The organism is Cereibacter sp. Soil_C_27 (genome assembly GCF_057657095.1).
In genome coordinates, this window is record NZ_JBDGJD010000001.1 from 1,223,393 (window position 1) to 1,239,239 (window position 15,847).

Here is a 15,847-nt window from a genome sequence, read left to right on the forward strand (position 1 = left end):
GATGAGTCCCTCGGAGGGACGTCACGCCAGACAAGTCGCAGGGGAATCGCTGTGAGAACTACTGCTGTCATCCTGTCCGGTCCGAAGGACCTGAGTCTGGGAAGCCTCGTGCTCAATGCGCCGGTGGCGGGCGATCTGGTGGTCGAGATCTCTCACTCCGGGATTTCCACCGGCACCGAGAAACTGTTCTGGTCCGGCACGATGCCGCCCTTCCCGGGCATGGGCTATCCACTGGTGCCCGGCTACGAGGCGGCGGGGCAGGTGGTCGAGGCCGCACCCGAGACCGGCTTCAAGCCCGGCGACCGGGTTTTCGTGCCCGGGGCCAACTGCTTTGCCCCGACCGAGACCGGCCCGGTGCGCGGCCTCTTCGGCGCCGCCTCGCGCTATCTCGTCACCCCCGCCCATCGCGCCGTCCGCATCGACGAGGGCCTTCAGGCCGAAGGCGCGCTCCTGGCGCTGGCCGCGACCGCGCGGCACGCGCTGGCGGGGCTCGACACCGCGCTGCCCGATCTGATCGTCGGCCATGGCACGCTCGGGCGGCTGCTGGCCCGGCTGACCATCGCGGCGGGCGGGGCGGCGCCGATGGTCTGGGAAAAGCGGGCCGAGCGGCGGCATGCCATGCAGGGCTACCCTTGCGTCGATCCCGCCGAAGACCCGCGCCGCGACTATCAGGCGATCTACGACGCCTCGGGCGATCCGCAGCTGTTGGACAGCCTGATCGGTCGCATGGCCAAGGGCGGCGAGGTGGTTCTGGCCGGGTTCTACACCCAGCCGATCAGCTTCTCCTTCATCCCCGCCTTCATGAAGGAGGCCCGGCTGCGCATCGCCGCCGAATGGGCTCCGGAAGACATGGTGGCGACTCGCGCGCTGATCGAGTCGGGCGCGCTGTCGCTGTCGGATCTCATCACCCACACCCGCCAGGCCGTTGAGGCGCCGGAGGCCTACGAGACGGCCTTCACCGACCCCGACTGCCTCAAGATGATCCTGGACTGGAGGGCCACCGCATGACGCTCGATGTTCCCAACCTCAAAGATTTCGATCAACGGCTGAGAGACGAGGCGGCGGAGGAGCCGACGCTGGAGATCCCGCAGGCGGAGCCGACAAAGAAGACGCAGATCATCGCGATCTACGGCAAGGGCGGCATCGGCAAGTCCTTCACCCTCGCCAACCTCAGCCACATGATGGCCGAGATGGGCAAGCGTGTGCTGCTGATCGGCTGCGACCCGAAATCCGACACCACCTCGCTGCTCTTTGGCGGCAAGGCCTGCCCGACCATCATCGAGACCTCGACCCGCAAGAAGCTGGCGGGCGAGGAGGTGAAGATCGGCGATGTCTGCTTCAAGCGCGGCGGCGTCTTCGCCATGGAGCTCGGCGGGCCGGAGGTCGGACGCGGCTGTGGCGGCAGGGGCATCATCCACGGCTTCGAGCTGCTGGAGAAGCTGGGCTTCCACGACTGGGACTTCGACTATGTGCTCCTGGACTTCCTCGGCGACGTGGTCTGCGGGGGCTTCGGCCTGCCGATCGCCCGCGACATGGCACAGAAGGTGATCCTTGTCGGCTCGAACGACCTGCAGTCGCTCTATGTCGCCAACAACGTCTGCTCGGCGGTGGAGTATTTCCGCAAGCTCGGCGGCAATGTCGGCGTGGCCGGCCTCGTCATCAACAAGGACGACGGCACTGGCGAGGCAGCAGCCTTCGCCAAGGCGGTGAACATTCCGGTTCTGGCGGCGATCCCGCAGGACGAGGATCTGCGCCGCAAGTCGGCCAATTACCAGATCGTCGGCAGCTATGCGACGCAATGGGGCGAGTTGTTCGCGCAACTGGCCGAAGCTGTCGCCGGAGCGCCGCCGATCCGCCCGAATCCGCTGTCGCAGGACGGGCTGCTGAATCTCTTCTCCGCCGAAACCACCGGCAAGGATTTCGTGCTGGTGCCGGCCTCGGACGAGGACATGCGCGGCAAGAACACCGTGCTGAAGAAGTCTCTGGAAGTGGTCTACGACAATGCTTGACCTCGATGCCCTGGCTCAACTCGACCGTGCCCTGCAGCGGCTCGCGATCCGTCCGAAACCCGTGACCGTGGGGGCGAAATGACCTCCGAGATCGGATATGACAGCGCCCGCGAAACGCCCCTGACCGAGGCGTCCGTGGACCAGGCCGGGCCGGAGGCGCCGGTGGCGGTCTCGGCCGAGGGCCTGGGCTGCCAGTCCGGCCCGACGATGGCCGGTGCCGCCCGTGCCGCGAACCCCGAGCTGATGGCCAAGTTCGCCTCCGACTATCCGGTCGGCCCGCATGACAAGCCGCAAAGCATGTGCCCCGCCTTCGGCTCGCTGCGCGTCGGTTTGCGGATGCGCCGGGTGGCCACGGTGCTGTCGGGCTCGGCCTGCTGCGTCTATGGGCTCAGCTTCGTGTCGCATTTCTACGGCGCGCGCCGCTCGGTCGGCTATGTCCCGTTCAACTCCGAGACGCTGGTCACCGGAAAGCTTTTCGAGGACATCCGCGACGCGGTGCATGAGATGGCCGACCCCGACCGCTACGACGCGATCGTGGTGACCAACCTCTGCGTGCCGACGGCCTCCGGCGTGCCGCTGAAGCTGCTGCCCTCCGAGATCAACGGCGTGCGCATCGTCGGCATCGACGTGCCTGGCTTCGGCATCCCGACCCATGCCGAGGCCAAGGATGTGCTGGCCGGGGCAATGCTGAAATACGCCCGCGCCGAGATCGAGGCCGGGCCGGTGCAGGCCCCGGTCTCTGGTCGCTCCGACCGTCCGACAGTTGCGCTTCTGGGCGAGATGTTCCCCGCCGACCCGATGATGATCGGCGCGATGCTGGCCCCGCTGGGCCTCGCCGCCGGGCCGGTCGTGCCCTGCCGCGAGTGGCGCGAGCTTTACGCCGCGCTCGACTGCGACGTGGCGGCGGCGATCCACCCGTTCTACACCGCCGCCGTCCGCGAGTTCCAGCAGGCCGGTCGCACCATCGTCGGCAGCGCTCCGGTGGGCCATGACGGCACGGCGGCATGGCTCGCCGCCATCGGCGCGGCTTACGGCGTCACCGCCGACAAGATCGCCGCCGCGCAGAACGCCTTCCTGCCCGCGATCCGCGGCGCGCTGGCCGCCACGCCGATCAAGGGCCGCATCACCCTCTCGGGCTACGAGGGCTCGGAGCTGCTGGTCGCCCGCCTGCTGATCGAGAGCGGCGCGGATGTGCCTTACGTCGGCACCGCCTGCGCCCGCTCGCCTTGGTCCGACCTCGACCGGCAATGGCTGGAGGATCGCGGCGTCGCCGTGAAGTTCCGCGCCTCGCTGGAAGACGATTGCGCCGCGATGGAAGGCTTCGAGCCCGATCTCGCCGTCGGCACGACGCCGGTGGTGCAGAAGGCCAAGGCGCTCGGCATCCCGGCGCTCTATTTCACCAACCTCATCTCGGCCCGTCCGCTGATGGGGCCCGCCGGGGCGGGGAGCCTCGCGCAGGTGGTCAATGCGGCCATCGCCAACCGCGACCGCATGACGAAGATGCGCGGCTTCTTCGAGGGCGTAGGAAGCGGCGATACCGCTGGCATCTGGGAAGGCTCGCCCAACCTGCGCCCCGACTTCCGCGCCGCGCATCAGAAGAAGCTGGACAAGCTGGCGAAGGCCGCCAAGGCCGAGGAGATGATCTGATGCTGTTGCAGGATCATGACCGGGCAGGGGGCTACTGGGGGGCGGTCTATGCCTTCTGCGCCGTCAAGGGCTTGCAGGTGGTGATCGACGGCCCGGTGGGCTGCGAGAACCTGCCGGTGACCTCGGTGCTGCATTACACCGACGGCCTGCCGCCGCACGAACTGCCCATCGTGGTGACGGGCCTCGGTGAGGGCGAGATGGGCTCGGGCACCGAAGAGTCGATGAAGCGTGCCTGGAAGGTGCTGGACCCGGCGCTGCCTGCCGTGGTCGTCACCGGCTCGATCGCCGAGATGATCGGCGGCGGCGTGACGCCGCAGGGCACCAACATCCAGCGATTCCTGCCGCGCACCATCGACGAGGACCAGTGGGAATGCGCCGACCGCGCGATGACCTGGATCTTCTCGGAATTCGGGATGACCAAGGGGCGCATGCCGCCCGAGGCGAAACGCCCCGAAGGCGCCAGGCCGCGGGTGAACATCCTCGGGCCGATGTATGGCGTGTTCAACATGGCCTCGGACCTGCACGAGATCCGCCGTCTGGTGGAGGGAATCGGCGCCGAGGTGAACATGGTGATGCCGCTCGGCGCGCATCTGGCCGAGATCCGACATCTGGTCAACGCCGACGCCAACATCGTCATGTATCGCGAATTCGGCCGCGGCCTCGCCGAGCTGCTGGGGAAGCCCTACCTGCAAGCCCCCATCGGGGTGGAGAGCACCACCGCCTTCCTGCGCACACTGGGCGAGATGTTGGGGCTCGACCCCGAGCCTTTCATCGAGCGCGAGAAGCATTCGACGCTGAAGCCGGTCTGGGACCTGTGGCGCAGTGTCACGCAGGATTTCTTCGGCACCGCCAGCTTCGCCATCGTGGCCACCGAAACCTATGCGCGCGGCATCCGGAACTACCTGGAAAACGATCTGGGGCTGCCCTGCGCCTTCGCCGTGGCCCGTTCCAGAGGCAAGAAGACCAACAACGAGGCCGTGCGCGCCCTGCTGCGCCAGCATCGGCCCCTGGTGATGATGGGATCGATCAACGAGAAGATCTATCTCGCCGAGCTGAAGGCCGGGCATGGCCCGCAACCCTCTTTTATCAATGCATCTTTTCCGGGTGCGGCGATCCGGCGCGCTACCGGAACGCCGTTTATGGGCTATGCAGGGGCAACGTGGTTGCTTCAGGAAGTTTGCAACGCCCTGTTCGATGCCCTGTTCCACATCCTGCCTCTCGGCACGGAGATGGACAGTGCGGCAGCCACGCCGACAACTTTGCGCCGCGACTTCCCCTGGGATGCCGATGCGCAGGCGGCCCTGGACCGCATCGTGGAAGAACATCCGATCCTCACGCGGATCAGCGCCGCGCGCACCCTGCGCGACGCCGCGGAGAAGGCTGCCCTGGATCAGGGCGCCGAGAGGGTCGTGCGAGAAACCGTCGAAGCCCTGCGCGGGCCGGGCTTCGGCATGATGAGGGGAGAGAACCAATGAGCGATCATACCGCCAATTCACCGGTTCATGCCGCCAGGGCCCATGGCCACCGCGCTCCGCGTGCCGAGTTCTACGCCTATTTCGCCGTGATCCTGTTGGGAGCGCTGCCTGTCGCGCTGCTCACCTGGATGGCGTCGGTTGTGCGCCATGGCCGTCTGCCGGCGCGCGGTCCCTTCGCGTCCGCCTGGTTCGATGCCAAGGCGATCACGCCACTGATTTTCCGGGCCTGAGGGCCCGGTACACACCATTCGCCATCCCAACGGGATGGCGGATCATCGGGAGGGCATGGTGCCCTTTCCGTGACCACGCCACGGGGCACGTGGCGTCAGTCTTACGATCCGGAGGATAGCATGGCTGATAAATCTGACCTGGGATACACAGGTCTTACGGACGAGCAGGCGCAGGAATTGCACTCCGTCTACATGAGTGGGCTCTGGCTGTTCACAGCGGTGGCCGTCGTCGCCCACCTGGCGGTGTACATCTGGCGTCCGTGGTTCTGAGGAGAACAAGATCATGAGCAAGTTTTACAAAATCTGGATGATCTTCGACCCCCGTCGCGTGTTCGTGGCTCAGGGCGTGTTCCTGTTCCTGCTGGCGGCGATGATCCACCTCGTCCTGCTCAGCACGCCCAGCTACAACTGGCTGGACATCGCGGCTGCGAAATACCAGCGCGTCGCTCCCGTCGAATAAGCGGGAACACCCTCTGTTGCGGGCGGTGCGCACCGCCCGCGACGATCCACCATCAAGCACATGAGACGGCTCCGCCGCGCGCATCCCGTGCCGGCCGGGCCGACTGCAAGCGGAGAGGGAAGCATGGCACTGCTCAGCTTCGAGCGAAAATATCGCGTGCCGGGGGGCACGCTGGTCGGCGGAAACCTGTTCGACTTCTGGGTCGGCCCTTTCTACGTCGGCTTCTTCGGGGTCACGACGTTTTTCTTCGCGGCCCTTGGAACGTTACTGATCCTCTGGGGCGCTGCGATGCAGGGCACCTGGAACCCCCAGCTCATATCGATCAACCCGCCGCCGGTCTCGGCCGGTCTGGCAGCGGCACCGCTGGCCGAGGGCGGGCTCTGGCAGGTCATCACGATCTGCGCCATCGGTGCCTTCGTCAGCTGGGCGCTGCGTGAGGTGGAAATCTGCCGGAAGTTGGGCATCGGGTATCACGTCCCCGTCGCCTTCGGCTTCGCGATCTTCGCCTACATCACGCTCGTCGTCATCCGGCCCGTGCTCATGGGCGCCTGGGGCTACGGCTTCCCCTACGGGATCTGGACCCACCTCGATTGGGTGTCGAACACCGGCTACACATACGGCAACTTCCATTACAACCCCGCCCACATGATCGCCATCACGTTCTTCTTCACGAACGCGCTGGCCCTGGCGCTGCACGGCGCCCTGGTGCTCTCGGCCGCCAACCCCGAAAAGGGCAAGGAGATGCGCGGGCCCGATCATGAGGACACGTTCTTCCGCGACCTGGTCGGCTACTCGATCGGCACCCTCGGCATTCACCGCCTCGGCCTGCTCCTGGCGCTCAACGCCACCTTCTTCAGCGCCGTCTGCATGATCATCTCGGGCACCATCTGGTTCGACGAATGGGCGACCTGGTGGACGTGGTGGGTTGACCTTCCCTGGTGGGCCAATATCGCAGGAGGCGTCAATGGCTGAGTATCAGAACATCTTCACCCAGGTTCAGGTCCGGGGACCTGCCGACCTGGGGATGACCGAGGACGTGAACCTTTCGAACCGCTCCAACCCCGGTCCCTTCTTCACGCTGCTCGGCTACTTCGGCAACGCGCAACTCGGCCCGATCTACCTCGGGAGCCTCGGCGTGCTGTCGCTGATCGCCGGCGGTCTGTGGTTCTTCACCATCGGCTTCTGGTTCTGGTATCAGGCGGGATGGAACCCGGCCGTGTTCATGCGCGACCTGTTCTACTTCTCGCTCGAGCCGCCGGCGCCGGAATACGGGCTGACGCTCTCGGCCCCGCTGAAGGAAGGCGGGCTCTGGCTGATCGCCTCGTTCTTCATGCTGATCTCGGTCTGGGCCTGGTGGGCCCGCACCTATCTGCGCGCCAAGGCGCTCGGCATGGGCACCCACACCTCCTGGGCCTTCCTCTCGGCCATCTGGCTGTGGATGGTGCTGGGCCTCATCCGCCCGGTGCTGATGGGCGAATGGGCGCAGGCGGTTCCCTACGGGATCTTCTCGCACCTCGACTGGACGAACATGTTCTCGCTGACTTATGGCAACCTGTTCTACAACCCGTTCCACGCTCTCTCGATCGCCTTCCTCTACGGCTCGGCCCTGCTGTTCGCCATGCATGGCGCGACCATCCTCGCGGTCTCCCGCTTCGGCGGCGAGCGCGAGCTGGAGCAGATCGTCGACCGCGGCACCGCCGCCGAGCGGGCCGCGCTGTTCTGGCGCTGGACCATGGGCTTCAACGCCACGTTCGAGGGCATCCACCGCTGGGCCTGGTGGTTCGCCGTGCTGGTCACGCTAACCGGCGGCATCGGCATCCTGCTGACCGGCACCGTGGTCGACAACTGGTATGTCTGGGCGCAGGTCCACGGCTACGCGCCCTTGACCCGCTGATGAGGAGCGATCTACATGTCTGACAAATTCAACGATCACCTCTCCATCCATCCCAAGACGGCGCTCCGCAACTGGATCGCGTTCCAGATGATGAAGGGGGCCGGCGTCGCCGCCGCGCTGTTCTTCGGGACCGTGATCTTCATCGGGATCATCCGCGTCATCGGCCGGATGCTGCCGGAGAACCCCAACCCGATCGACCCCGCGGTGACGAGCTTCCTCTACGAGAGCGCCACGGCGCTGTCGCGGCTGGTCTGACGCAACACCGGGGCAGGCGGGAGCGCTGCCTGCCCCAGCCATTCGGGCCAGACGCCGGCCCGGGTCCGCGGCGCAACCACAGCCCGGTTCCCTTCCTGGTGGCGACAGGAACCTGATGCCGTGTGGTTCACCGCACGGCATCCTTTTGCATTCAGGAGGCACAGATGGCCCACCCCCGCCCCGAAACCCCGCTTCTCGACCGCGTCTGCGGACCGGCTGACATGAAGGTGCTGTCCGACGCCGATCTGGCGCGGCTGGCCGAGGAGGTGCGGGCCGAGGTGATCTCGGTTGTCTCCGAGACCGGCGGTCATCTCGGCTCCTCGCTCGGCGTGGTCGAGCTGACGGTGGCACTCCATGCCGTATTCAACACCCCCACCGACAAGCTGATCTGGGACGTGGGCCACCAGTGCTACCCGCACAAGATCCTGACGGGCCGCCGCGACCGGATGCGCAGCCTGCGCCAAGGCGGCGGGCTCTCGGGCTTCACCAAGCGCTCGGAGAGCGACTACGACCCCTTCGGCGCGGCGCACAGCTCCACCTCTATCTCGGCGGCGCTCGGCTTTGCCATGGGGCGCGAGCTGGGCCAGCCGGTGGGCGACACCATCGCCGTGATCGGCGACGGCTCGATCACTGCGGGCATGGCCTATGAGGCGATGAACCATGCCGGACACTTGGGCAAACGGCTCTTCGTGATCCTGAACGACAATGACATGAGCATCGCCCCGCCGGTGGGCGCGATGTCGCGCTACCTGCTCGGCCTCGGCGCGCCCTTCGCCGCGCTGAAGGCGGCAGCGGACGGACTGGAATCCGTGCTGCCCGGGCCCCTGCGCGACGGTGCCCGCCGCGCGCGGCAGCTGGTCACCGGCATGCCCGGCGGTTCCACGCTGTTCGAGCAGTTGGGCTTCACCTATATCGGCCCCGTAGATGGCCACGACATGCCCTCGCTTCTGGCCACGCTGCGCGCCGCCCGCGCCCGCACCACCGGGCCGGTGCTGATCCACGCGATCACGGTCAAGGGCAAGGGCTTCGCCCCGGCTGAACTCGCCGAGGACAAGTATCACGGCGTCAGCAAGTTCAACCCGGTGACGGGCGAGCAGGCCAAGTCGAAATCCAACGCGCCGAGCTACACCTCCGTCTTCGGCAACACCCTGACCGAAGCCGCTTCGCGCGATCCGCGCATCGTCGGTATCACCGCCGCCATGCCCTCAGGCACCGGGCTCGACATCATGCAGCGCCGCTTCCCAGGCCGGGTCTTCGACGTGGGCATCGCCGAGCAGCATGGCGTCACCTTTGCCGCCGGCCTTGCAGCCTCGGGCATGAAGCCCTTCTGCGCGATCTACTCCTCCTTCCTGCAGCGCGGTTACGACCAGATCGCCCATGACGTCGCCCTGCAGAACCTGCCGGTCCGCTTCGCCATCGACCGCGCCGGGCTGGTCGGCGCCGATGGCGCGACCCATGCCGGGGCCTTTGACGTGGGCTTTCTCACCACTCTGCCCAACATGACGGTGATGGCGGCGGGCGACGAGGCGGAACTGGTCCACATGATCGCCACCGCCGTCGCGCATGACGAGGGCCCGATCGCCTTCCGCTTCCCGCGCGGCGAGGGCGTCGGGCTGGAGCTGCCGGCGCAGGGCGAGGTGCTGCAGATCGGCAAGGGCAGGGTGGTGCGCGAGGGCACGGATGCGGCGATCCTCTCCTTCGGCGCGCATCTGCACGAGGCGCTGCGGGCGGCGGAGCTGCTGGAGGCGGAGGGCATCAGTGTCACCGTGGCCGATGCCCGTTTTGCCAAGCCGCTCGACACCCTGCTGATCGACCAGCTGGCCCGGCATCACGCGGCACTCGTCACGCTGGAGCAGGGGGCGATGGGCGGCTTCGGCGGCCATGTGCTGCACTATCTCGCCAATTCGGGCGGGCTCGATGGCGGCCTCATCCTCAGGGCAATGACGCTGCCCGACCGTTTCATCGAGCAGGCCAGCCCCGAGGCGATGTATGCCGACGCCGGGCTCCGGGCCGAGGATATCGCGACCACCCTGCGCGACGCGCTCGCACCGGGCCGCGTGACCCCGCTGCGCCAGCCCCGCAAGCCCCGGCTGGTCTGAAGCGCAGGGAAGAGTTTTCCGCAAAACTCTTCCCAAAATCCTTTCCAAGGATTTTGCGCTAGTGGCGCCCGGTCAGCCAGTTGCCGAAGGTGGCAAGCCGCGAGGTCGGGCCCCGCCGCGCGGCCTCGCGCCGGTCAGCGGCGTTCAAGAGCGCATACATTCCCCGCACCCCCATCCAGCGCAGCGGTTCCGGCTCCCACACCCGCACCTTTCGGTTGACCCAGGGCAGGGCGGTGAGGTCGGTCTGCCGCCCCAGCGCCAGATCTGCCAGCGTGCGCCCGGCGAGGTTGCTGGTGGAGACCCCGACGCCGACATAGCCGCCCGCCCAGCCGATCCCCGTCGCAGGGTCGAGCCCCACCGTCGCGCACCAATCGCGCGGCACGCCGATCACCCCGCACCAGGCGTGGTCGATCCGCGCCTCGCGGGCCGCCGGGAAATGCCGCTGCAGGATGGCGGTCAGCCGTGCGACCGTCTCGGCATCGGCCTGTCCCCGCCTGTCGGTCTTCGAGCCCATCCGGTAGGGCACCCCGCGCGCGCCCACGGCGATCCGCCCCTCGCGGGTGCGCTGGCAATAGCAATAGGCATTGGCGAAATCGCCAAGGATCTCATGCCCCTGCCAGCCGATCTTCTCCCAGACCTCCGCCGGCAGCGGCTCGGTGACGATCTGCGCCGAGTTCAGCGGCAGCCAGTCGCGCTCCGACCCGGGCAGCCCGGCGGTGAAGCCCTCGGTCGCGCGCAGGATCACCGAGGCGCGGACGCGGCCCCGCTCGGTCGTCACCACGCCCTTGTCGATCCGCGTCACCGCCGTGCCCTCGGCGATCCGCACCCCGGCGCGCTCCACCGCGCGGGCGAGGCCCTGCACCAGCTTGGCGGGCTGCACCCGCGCCACGCCGCCGACCAGCAGCGCGCCCATCGTGCCGGGAATTTTCACCCGGGCCAGCGACTCCTCGGCGCCGATCATGCGGATGCGCTCCGGTCCCTCGCCCCAGCTCTGCCGATGCGCCACCTCGGCGGCGACACGTTCCAGCTGTGCCGGGTTGGTCGCCACCATCAGCTCGTCGGTGCGGCGGATGTCGGCGTCGATCCCCTCGGCCTCGGCCACGCGGATCACCTCCTCCACCGTGCCGCCGAGCGCGGTCACCAGGGCGCGCACCCCCTTGGGCGAACCATGCGACAGGTAGCTCTCGTGGTTCCAGGCAAAGCCCCCCGTGAGCCAGCCGCCGTTGCGCCCCGAGGCGCCGAAGCCCGCGAACTCCCGCTCCAGCACCAGCACGTCGAGCGAGGGATCGGCCTGTTTCAGATACCAGGCCGTCCAGAGCCCGGTGTAGCCCGCACCGACGATGCAGACATCCGCCGTCCGGTCGCCCTCCAGTGGCGGGCGGGGGGCGGGCAGGCCGCCGATATCGGCATACCAAAAGGAAATGTCGCCGTTGCGGGCGGGGGTCTGCGGCATCCTTGGGGCTCCCTGTCAGGCAAGGCGAACGATGGACGCGCGGTGGGCCGCTTGGCAAGCCGTCCCGGGAGCGGGGCGGGCTTATCCCCAGCCGGCGGGCGCAGGTTTCCTCTGGCTCGCCCTAGGGTTGCCGAGACGCTGCGCAAAATCTGCACGGGCGCCCTTCCGCTGACGTGTATTATGTGCCACGCTCACGGAATTGACTGACTGCCCTCTGTTGCCGCGCCCTTTGTTCTGTGGCAACAAGAGAACCAATGTTCACTAGACCCAAGAGTTTAGCCCATGACGGATTTTTCCACGCGGCGTGTGATGATGGTCGACACACAGATCCGTCCGTCGGACGTGACGAAATTCCCGATCATCGATGCCATGCTGTCCGTGCCGCGCGAAGTCTATGTGCCGCGTGACCGCCGCGATGTTGCCTATGTCAGCGACAACGTCACCATCGGCCCCGGCCGCGTCATGCTGGAGCCGCGCACCTTCGCCAAGTTCCTCGACGCGCTGAACATCCAGCCCGGCGAGGCCGTGCTCGATCTGGGCTGCGGGCTCGGCTATTCGACGGCGGTGATCGCCCGTCTGGCCGAAGCCGTCGTCGCGGTGGAAGAGGACGAGGCGCTGGCGACCGAGGCGCAGCGCACCCTTTCGCAAGAAGGCGTCGACAACGCCGCCGTGATCGTCGGCCCGCTCGCCGAAGGCGCGGCCAAGCACGGCCCCTATGACGTCATCACCCTGCAGGGCGGGGTCGAGACCGTACCCGAGGCGCTGCTCGCGCAACTGAAGGACGGCGGCCGCATCGGCTGTCTCTTCATGGAGGGCGCCCTCGGCGTGGCCCGCATCGGCTACCGCCTCGACGGCGCCATGACCTGGCGCTCCGTCTTCAATGCCAGCGCGCCGGTTCTGCCCGGCTTCGCGCTGAAACGAACCTTCGCGCTGTGACTGCCACCACGGCTTTGCAAATCGACCGGACCGAACTGGAGACGTGAATGCGTAAGATGAGATTTCTGGCTGTGGCGGCCCTGTCGGTGGCGGCGCTGACCTCGGCGGGCGCGTTGCGCGCCGAGACGCTTGCCGACACGCTCATTGCCGCCTACCGCAACAGCAACCTTCTGGAACAGAACCGCGCCCTGCTGCGTGCCACCGACGAGGATGTGGCTGTCGCCGTCGCGGCCCTGCGCCCGGTGGTCCAGTTCGCGGCGGATGCCAACTACAACTTCTCGCGCACCCACAATGCCGGCGGCCTCGTCAACGGCGTGGTTGTGCCGCCGAACCGCAGCAACAACGAGAGCCTGAACTCCTCGCTCAGCCTCGTCGCCAGCATGACCCTCTACGACTTCGGCCGCAACGCTCTGGCGATCGAGGCTGCGAAGGAAACCGTGCTCGCCACCCGCGAGGCGCTGATCGCGGTGGAGCAGAACGTGCTGCTCGATGCTGTCACCGCCTATGTGCAGGTGCAGCTGGCGCAGTCGATCGTCGATCTGCGGCAGAACAACAACCGGCTGATCTCGCAGGAACTGCAGGCAGCGCAGGACCGCTTCGAAGTGGGGGAGGTCACCCGGACCGACGTGGCGCAGGCCGAGGCCGCTCTGGCCGCAGCCCGCTCGAACCTCGTTGCCGCCGAAGGCGATCTCGTCGTCGCGCGCGAGTATTTCCGGGCGGCGACCGGCGCCTATCCGGTGAACCTCGCTGCCCTGCCGACCCCGCCGCGCACCGCCCCCAGCGTGGAAGAGGCACGTCAGGTCGCGATGCGCAGCCATCCGCAGGTGCGTCAGGCCCAGCGTCAGGTCACCGTGGCCGAGATCAACGTGGCGCGCGGCAAGGCCCAGTTCGGACCGACGCTGACCGGCGACGCCAGCGTCGGCATCGACAACGAAGGGCAGGAGAACTCCTCCGTCGGCCTCTCCTTCCGTCAGACGCTCTATGCGGGCGGCGAAACCTCGGCGCTCTATCGCAGCGCTTTGGCCAGCCGTGACGCGCAGCGCGCCAACCTGCTGCAGACCGGCGTGACCATCACGCAGAGCGTCGGCAACGCCTGGTCCAACGTGCAGGTCGCCACGGCCAGCATCTCGGCCGGCGATCAGGAAGTCAGCGCTGCCCGCACCGCCTTCGAAGGTGTCCGCGAAGAGGCGACGCTCGGCGCCCGCACCACGCTCGACGTGCTGAATGCGGAGCAGGACCTGCTCGACGCGCAGGCCGACCGGCTCTCGGCGGTGGCACAGCGCTACATCGGCATCTACCAGCTTCTGGCCTCGATGGGTCTGCTGACCGTCGACCACCTCAAGCTGGGCATCCCGACCTATGACGCTTCGGCCTATTACAACTCGGTCAAGCATGCCCCGGCCACGAGTTCCCAGGGCAAGCGGCTCGATCGCGTGCTGCAGTCGATCGGCCAGAACTGACTCTGCCCGCTTCGTCGGCAGATACGTCTTTCGGCGGGGGCGACCCCGCCGAAAAGTTAACGGACCCGCGCCTAAGTCTTGTGTCCGAGGATGAGCAGGCATACACTGCTGGTGTACTCATCCGCGCGGGGCGCCATGTCAGACCGCATGACCAATATCGAGATCGAGGATGTGCTGTCCTCAATCCGCCGGCTCGTCTCCGATGACCTCCGGCCCGTGACACCCAACTTCGTGTCCACCCGCAAACCCGAGGCCGACAAGCTCCTGCTGACCCCCGCGCTGCGCGTGGAGGCCCCGGCAGAGCATGCGGCCCCGCCCGCCCGCATCACCCTCATGCAACTGCATTCCGACGCCTCGATCGGGGCAGAGGAGCCGATGCAGGCCGAAGAGGTGCCTGAGGCGCCGCATACCTTCGCAGGCGACGACTGGCAGGAGGACTGGGAAGTCACCGCCACGCTGGACCTGCTGCAGCCGGAGCCGGAGACGGAGCTGAAGACGGAGCTGAAGACGGAGGACGAGCCTGTTGAGGTCGCGCCGCTGGACCAGCCCGCCGCCTTCGACGAGCAGATGCTGCGCGACATGGTGCGCGAGATCATCCGCGAAGAGCTGCAGGGCCCGCTCGGCGAGCGCATCACCCGCAACGTCCGCAAACTGGTGCGCGCCGAGATCAACCGCGCCCGGACCAGCCGCGACATCGGCTGAGCGACCTCAGCACATCCCCTGACAAACGAAAACGCGCTCCCGCAGGAGCGCGTTTTTCATTTGGATCGTCCAGTGCAGATCAGGCGGCTTCGGCCTGATCCAGTTCCAGCGCGTGACGGCGTTCGCTCTCTTCGCGCGACAGCGCGACCGAGGTGCGGATGCCCTTCGTCACGAATTCCATCAGGCCCTTCACGACCCGTTCGTTCGGGTCGATCCCGGCGCAGGACAGCACTTCGCGTCCATCGCGGGAGCGGGCCCAGCGTGCAATCTGTTCTGGACCGTTGCCATACTTCTTGTCATCGGCAATCGCGTCATCCAGCGCGGCCAGCACCACCGCTGCGAACAGCTTGCGGGCACGCTGCCCCTGTTCGAAGTTGAAGGCGGTGCTGTCTATGAAATCGGCCATGAGGTCGTCCTGTTCTTGCTCTTGTCTTTTCCGGCGTCCCGGGAATATGACGGTTTAACCGCGATTCGGTCTTTCCGGTTTGGAATTGCTGCCATGCGTGTAGCACATGTCTCGCGCTTTCCATCACCGTATCTAGTTGGATTGCCAGCGGGCTAAGCGGCATATATAGGGGCGGCAAGTTATCCTTCAACCTTTTGTCAAGGTTTCGCCGCAATGCCGAAGATCAACGGAAACGAAATCAAGCCGGGGTTCATCCTCGAGCACGACAACGGTCTCTGGGCCGCTGTCAAGGTCAACCATGTAAAGCCCGGTAAAGGCGGGGCTTTCGCACAGGTTGAGCTGAAGAACCTGCGCGATGGTCGCAAGTTGAACGAGCGGTTCCGGTCGGAAGACAAGGTGGAGCGGGTCACTCTGGAGAACAAGGACCAGCAGTTCCTCTACGAGACCGACGGCAAGCTGGTGTTCATGGATGCCGAAACCTACGAGCAGACCGAGATCGACGCCGAGCTGCTGGGCGACCGTCGGCCCTTCCTGCAGGATGGCATGACCGCCACGGTGAACTACTACGGTGACGAGCCGCTGAACGTCACCCTGCCGCAGAAGGTGCGCTGCAAGGTGGTGGAGACCGAGCCGGTGCAGAAGGGCCAGACCGCGGCCAACAGCTTCAAGCCGGCGATCCTCGACAACGGCGTGCGCATCATGATCCCGCCGTTCATCGGGCCGGACGAGGACATCATCGTCCATACCGAGCTCTTGGAATATTCCGAACGCGCCTGATCCGGGCGCGCAAAAATCTTGAGCAAGATTTTTGCAAGATCCTT

The 15,847-nt window shown here is 66.9% G+C and carries 17 protein-coding genes; 15 read left to right on the plus strand and 2 right to left on the minus strand.

The genetic code is table 11. The features are described from left to right. The first annotated feature begins 51 nt into the window (after positions 1-51). The 11 genes from bchC to dxs all read left to right on the plus strand — a co-directional run bounded on the left by bchC (position 52) and on the right by dxs (position 10,069). Positions 52-1,008, plus strand: coding sequence for a chlorophyll synthesis pathway protein BchC (gene bchC, locus AC3A5Z_RS06015; RefSeq protein WP_487518440.1), 957 nt, complete (start codon positions 52-54; stop codon positions 1,006-1,008). Next, the gene (locus tag AC3A5Z_RS06020) at positions 1,005-2,009 is read left to right on the plus strand and encodes a chlorophyllide a reductase iron protein subunit X (RefSeq protein ID WP_487518441.1); all 1,005 of its coding nucleotides are present in this window, start codon (positions 1,005-1,007) and stop codon (positions 2,007-2,009) included. The genes bchC and AC3A5Z_RS06020 overlap by 4 nt, the downstream gene beginning before the upstream one ends. A gap of 207 nt (positions 2,010-2,216) precedes the next feature. Next, entirely contained in the window at positions 2,217-3,656 is a 1,440-nt protein-coding gene (gene bchY, locus AC3A5Z_RS06025; RefSeq protein WP_487518648.1) for a chlorophyllide a reductase subunit Y, read from the plus strand. Next, positions 3,656-5,131 carry a chlorophyllide a reductase subunit Z gene (gene bchZ / locus AC3A5Z_RS06030; RefSeq protein WP_487518442.1) on the plus strand — a complete coding sequence of 492 codons (1,476 nt, stop codon included), beginning with the start codon at positions 3,656-3,658 and terminating at the stop codon, positions 5,129-5,131. The genes bchY and bchZ overlap by 1 nt, the downstream gene beginning before the upstream one ends. Further along, on the plus strand, positions 5,128-5,361 hold the full coding sequence (gene pufQ, locus AC3A5Z_RS06035) for a cytochrome PufQ (RefSeq protein WP_487518443.1): 234 nt from the start codon (positions 5,128-5,130) through the stop codon (positions 5,359-5,361). Before bchZ ends, pufQ begins: the two co-directional genes overlap by 4 nt. Positions 5,362-5,481: 120 nt before the next feature. Continuing rightward, on the plus strand, positions 5,482-5,631 hold the full coding sequence (gene pufB / locus AC3A5Z_RS06040) for a light-harvesting antenna LH1, beta subunit (RefSeq protein WP_107664445.1): 150 nt from the start codon (positions 5,482-5,484) through the stop codon (positions 5,629-5,631). A 13-nt stretch (positions 5,632-5,644) separates the two neighbouring features. After that, complete coding sequence (pufA, locus tag AC3A5Z_RS06045; RefSeq protein ID WP_107664446.1) at positions 5,645-5,821, plus strand: light-harvesting antenna LH1, alpha subunit; 177 nt, start codon at positions 5,645-5,647, stop codon at positions 5,819-5,821. A gap of 123 nt (positions 5,822-5,944) precedes the next feature. After that, positions 5,945-6,793 (plus strand): photosynthetic reaction center subunit L, encoded by an 849-nt coding sequence (gene pufL, locus AC3A5Z_RS06050; protein ID WP_487518444.1) that lies wholly within the window; start codon positions 5,945-5,947, stop codon positions 6,791-6,793. Further along, complete coding sequence (gene pufM / locus AC3A5Z_RS06055; RefSeq protein ID WP_487518445.1) at positions 6,786-7,715, plus strand: photosynthetic reaction center subunit M; 930 nt, start codon at positions 6,786-6,788, stop codon at positions 7,713-7,715. Before pufL ends, pufM begins: the two co-directional genes overlap by 8 nt. A gap of 15 nt (positions 7,716-7,730) precedes the next feature. Then, complete coding sequence (gene pufX / locus AC3A5Z_RS06060; protein WP_487518446.1) at positions 7,731-7,970, plus strand: RC-LH1 core complex protein PufX; 240 nt, start codon at positions 7,731-7,733, stop codon at positions 7,968-7,970. Positions 7,971-8,134: 164 nt separating this feature from the next. Then, the gene (gene dxs / locus AC3A5Z_RS06065; protein WP_487518447.1) at positions 8,135-10,069 is read left to right on the plus strand and encodes a 1-deoxy-D-xylulose-5-phosphate synthase; all 1,935 of its coding nucleotides are present in this window, start codon (positions 8,135-8,137) and stop codon (positions 10,067-10,069) included. A gap of 58 nt (positions 10,070-10,127) precedes the next feature. Here the strand turns inward: dxs and AC3A5Z_RS06070 are convergent, their stop codons facing one another. Further along, positions 10,128-11,522, minus strand: a complete 1,395-nt coding sequence (locus AC3A5Z_RS06070) for an NAD(P)/FAD-dependent oxidoreductase (protein ID WP_487518448.1) — start codon at positions 11,520-11,522, stop codon at positions 10,128-10,130. 282 nt (positions 11,523-11,804) lie between these two features. On the opposite strand from AC3A5Z_RS06070, the gene AC3A5Z_RS06075 reads away from it, so the two are divergent. The 3 genes from AC3A5Z_RS06075 (at position 11,805) to AC3A5Z_RS06085 (ending at position 14,620) form a co-directional block, all read left to right on the plus strand. After that, complete coding sequence (locus AC3A5Z_RS06075; protein ID WP_487518449.1) at positions 11,805-12,458, plus strand: protein-L-isoaspartate O-methyltransferase family protein; 654 nt, start codon at positions 11,805-11,807, stop codon at positions 12,456-12,458. Between the two features lie 47 nt (positions 12,459-12,505). Further along, positions 12,506-13,918: a TolC family outer membrane protein gene (locus tag AC3A5Z_RS06080; RefSeq protein WP_487518450.1), complete on the plus strand. Its 1,413-nt coding sequence runs from the start codon at positions 12,506-12,508 to the stop codon at positions 13,916-13,918. A gap of 135 nt (positions 13,919-14,053) precedes the next feature. Next, a complete protein-coding gene (locus AC3A5Z_RS06085) occupies positions 14,054-14,620 on the plus strand; it encodes a hypothetical protein (RefSeq protein ID WP_487518451.1) in 567 nt (188 codons plus the stop codon). A gap of 79 nt (positions 14,621-14,699) precedes the next feature. Here AC3A5Z_RS06085 and AC3A5Z_RS06090 read toward each other — a convergent pair whose 3' ends face one another. Beyond that, positions 14,700-15,026, minus strand: a complete 327-nt coding sequence (locus tag AC3A5Z_RS06090) for a DUF6280 family protein (protein ID WP_107664455.1) — start codon at positions 15,024-15,026, stop codon at positions 14,700-14,702. A 213-nt stretch (positions 15,027-15,239) separates the two neighbouring features. Between AC3A5Z_RS06090 and efp the strand changes: the two genes are divergently transcribed. Further along, on the plus strand, positions 15,240-15,803 hold the full coding sequence (efp, locus tag AC3A5Z_RS06095) for an elongation factor P (RefSeq protein ID WP_487518452.1): 564 nt from the start codon (positions 15,240-15,242) through the stop codon (positions 15,801-15,803). Positions 15,804-15,847: the final 44 nt, after the last annotated feature.

Excerpts from the sequence above, each read along its gene's own strand:
- AC3A5Z_RS06085 (WP_487518451.1), top strand. The coding sequence starts at position 14,054 with ATGTCAGACCGCATGACCAATATCGAGATCGAGGATGTGCTGTCCTCA.
- efp (WP_487518452.1), top strand. The coding sequence starts at position 15,240 with ATGCCGAAGATCAACGGAAACGAAATCAAGCCGGGGTTCATCCTCGAG.
- pufL (WP_487518444.1), top strand. The coding sequence starts at position 5,945 with ATGGCACTGCTCAGCTTCGAGCGAAAATATCGCGTGCCGGGGGGCACG.
- pufB (WP_107664445.1), top strand. The coding sequence starts at position 5,482 with ATGGCTGATAAATCTGACCTGGGATACACAGGTCTTACGGACGAGCAG.
- AC3A5Z_RS06080 (WP_487518450.1), top strand. The coding sequence starts at position 12,506 with ATGCGTAAGATGAGATTTCTGGCTGTGGCGGCCCTGTCGGTGGCGGCG.
- pufX (WP_487518446.1), top strand. The coding sequence starts at position 7,731 with ATGTCTGACAAATTCAACGATCACCTCTCCATCCATCCCAAGACGGCG.
- AC3A5Z_RS06070 (WP_487518448.1), bottom strand. The coding sequence starts at position 11,522 with ATGCCGCAGACCCCCGCCCGCAACGGCGACATTTCCTTTTGGTATGCC.
- AC3A5Z_RS06090 (WP_107664455.1), bottom strand. The coding sequence starts at position 15,026 with ATGGCCGATTTCATAGACAGCACCGCCTTCAACTTCGAACAGGGGCAG.
- pufQ (WP_487518443.1), top strand. The coding sequence starts at position 5,128 with ATGAGCGATCATACCGCCAATTCACCGGTTCATGCCGCCAGGGCCCAT.
- bchZ (WP_487518442.1), top strand. The coding sequence starts at position 3,656 with ATGCTGTTGCAGGATCATGACCGGGCAGGGGGCTACTGGGGGGCGGTC.
- pufM (WP_487518445.1), top strand. The coding sequence starts at position 6,786 with ATGGCTGAGTATCAGAACATCTTCACCCAGGTTCAGGTCCGGGGACCT.
- bchY (WP_487518648.1), top strand. The coding sequence starts at position 2,217 with ATGGCCGGTGCCGCCCGTGCCGCGAACCCCGAGCTGATGGCCAAGTTC.
- pufA (WP_107664446.1), top strand. The coding sequence starts at position 5,645 with ATGAGCAAGTTTTACAAAATCTGGATGATCTTCGACCCCCGTCGCGTG.
- AC3A5Z_RS06020 (WP_487518441.1), top strand. The coding sequence starts at position 1,005 with ATGACGCTCGATGTTCCCAACCTCAAAGATTTCGATCAACGGCTGAGA.
- dxs (WP_487518447.1), top strand. The coding sequence starts at position 8,135 with ATGGCCCACCCCCGCCCCGAAACCCCGCTTCTCGACCGCGTCTGCGGA.
- AC3A5Z_RS06075 (WP_487518449.1), top strand. The coding sequence starts at position 11,805 with ATGACGGATTTTTCCACGCGGCGTGTGATGATGGTCGACACACAGATC.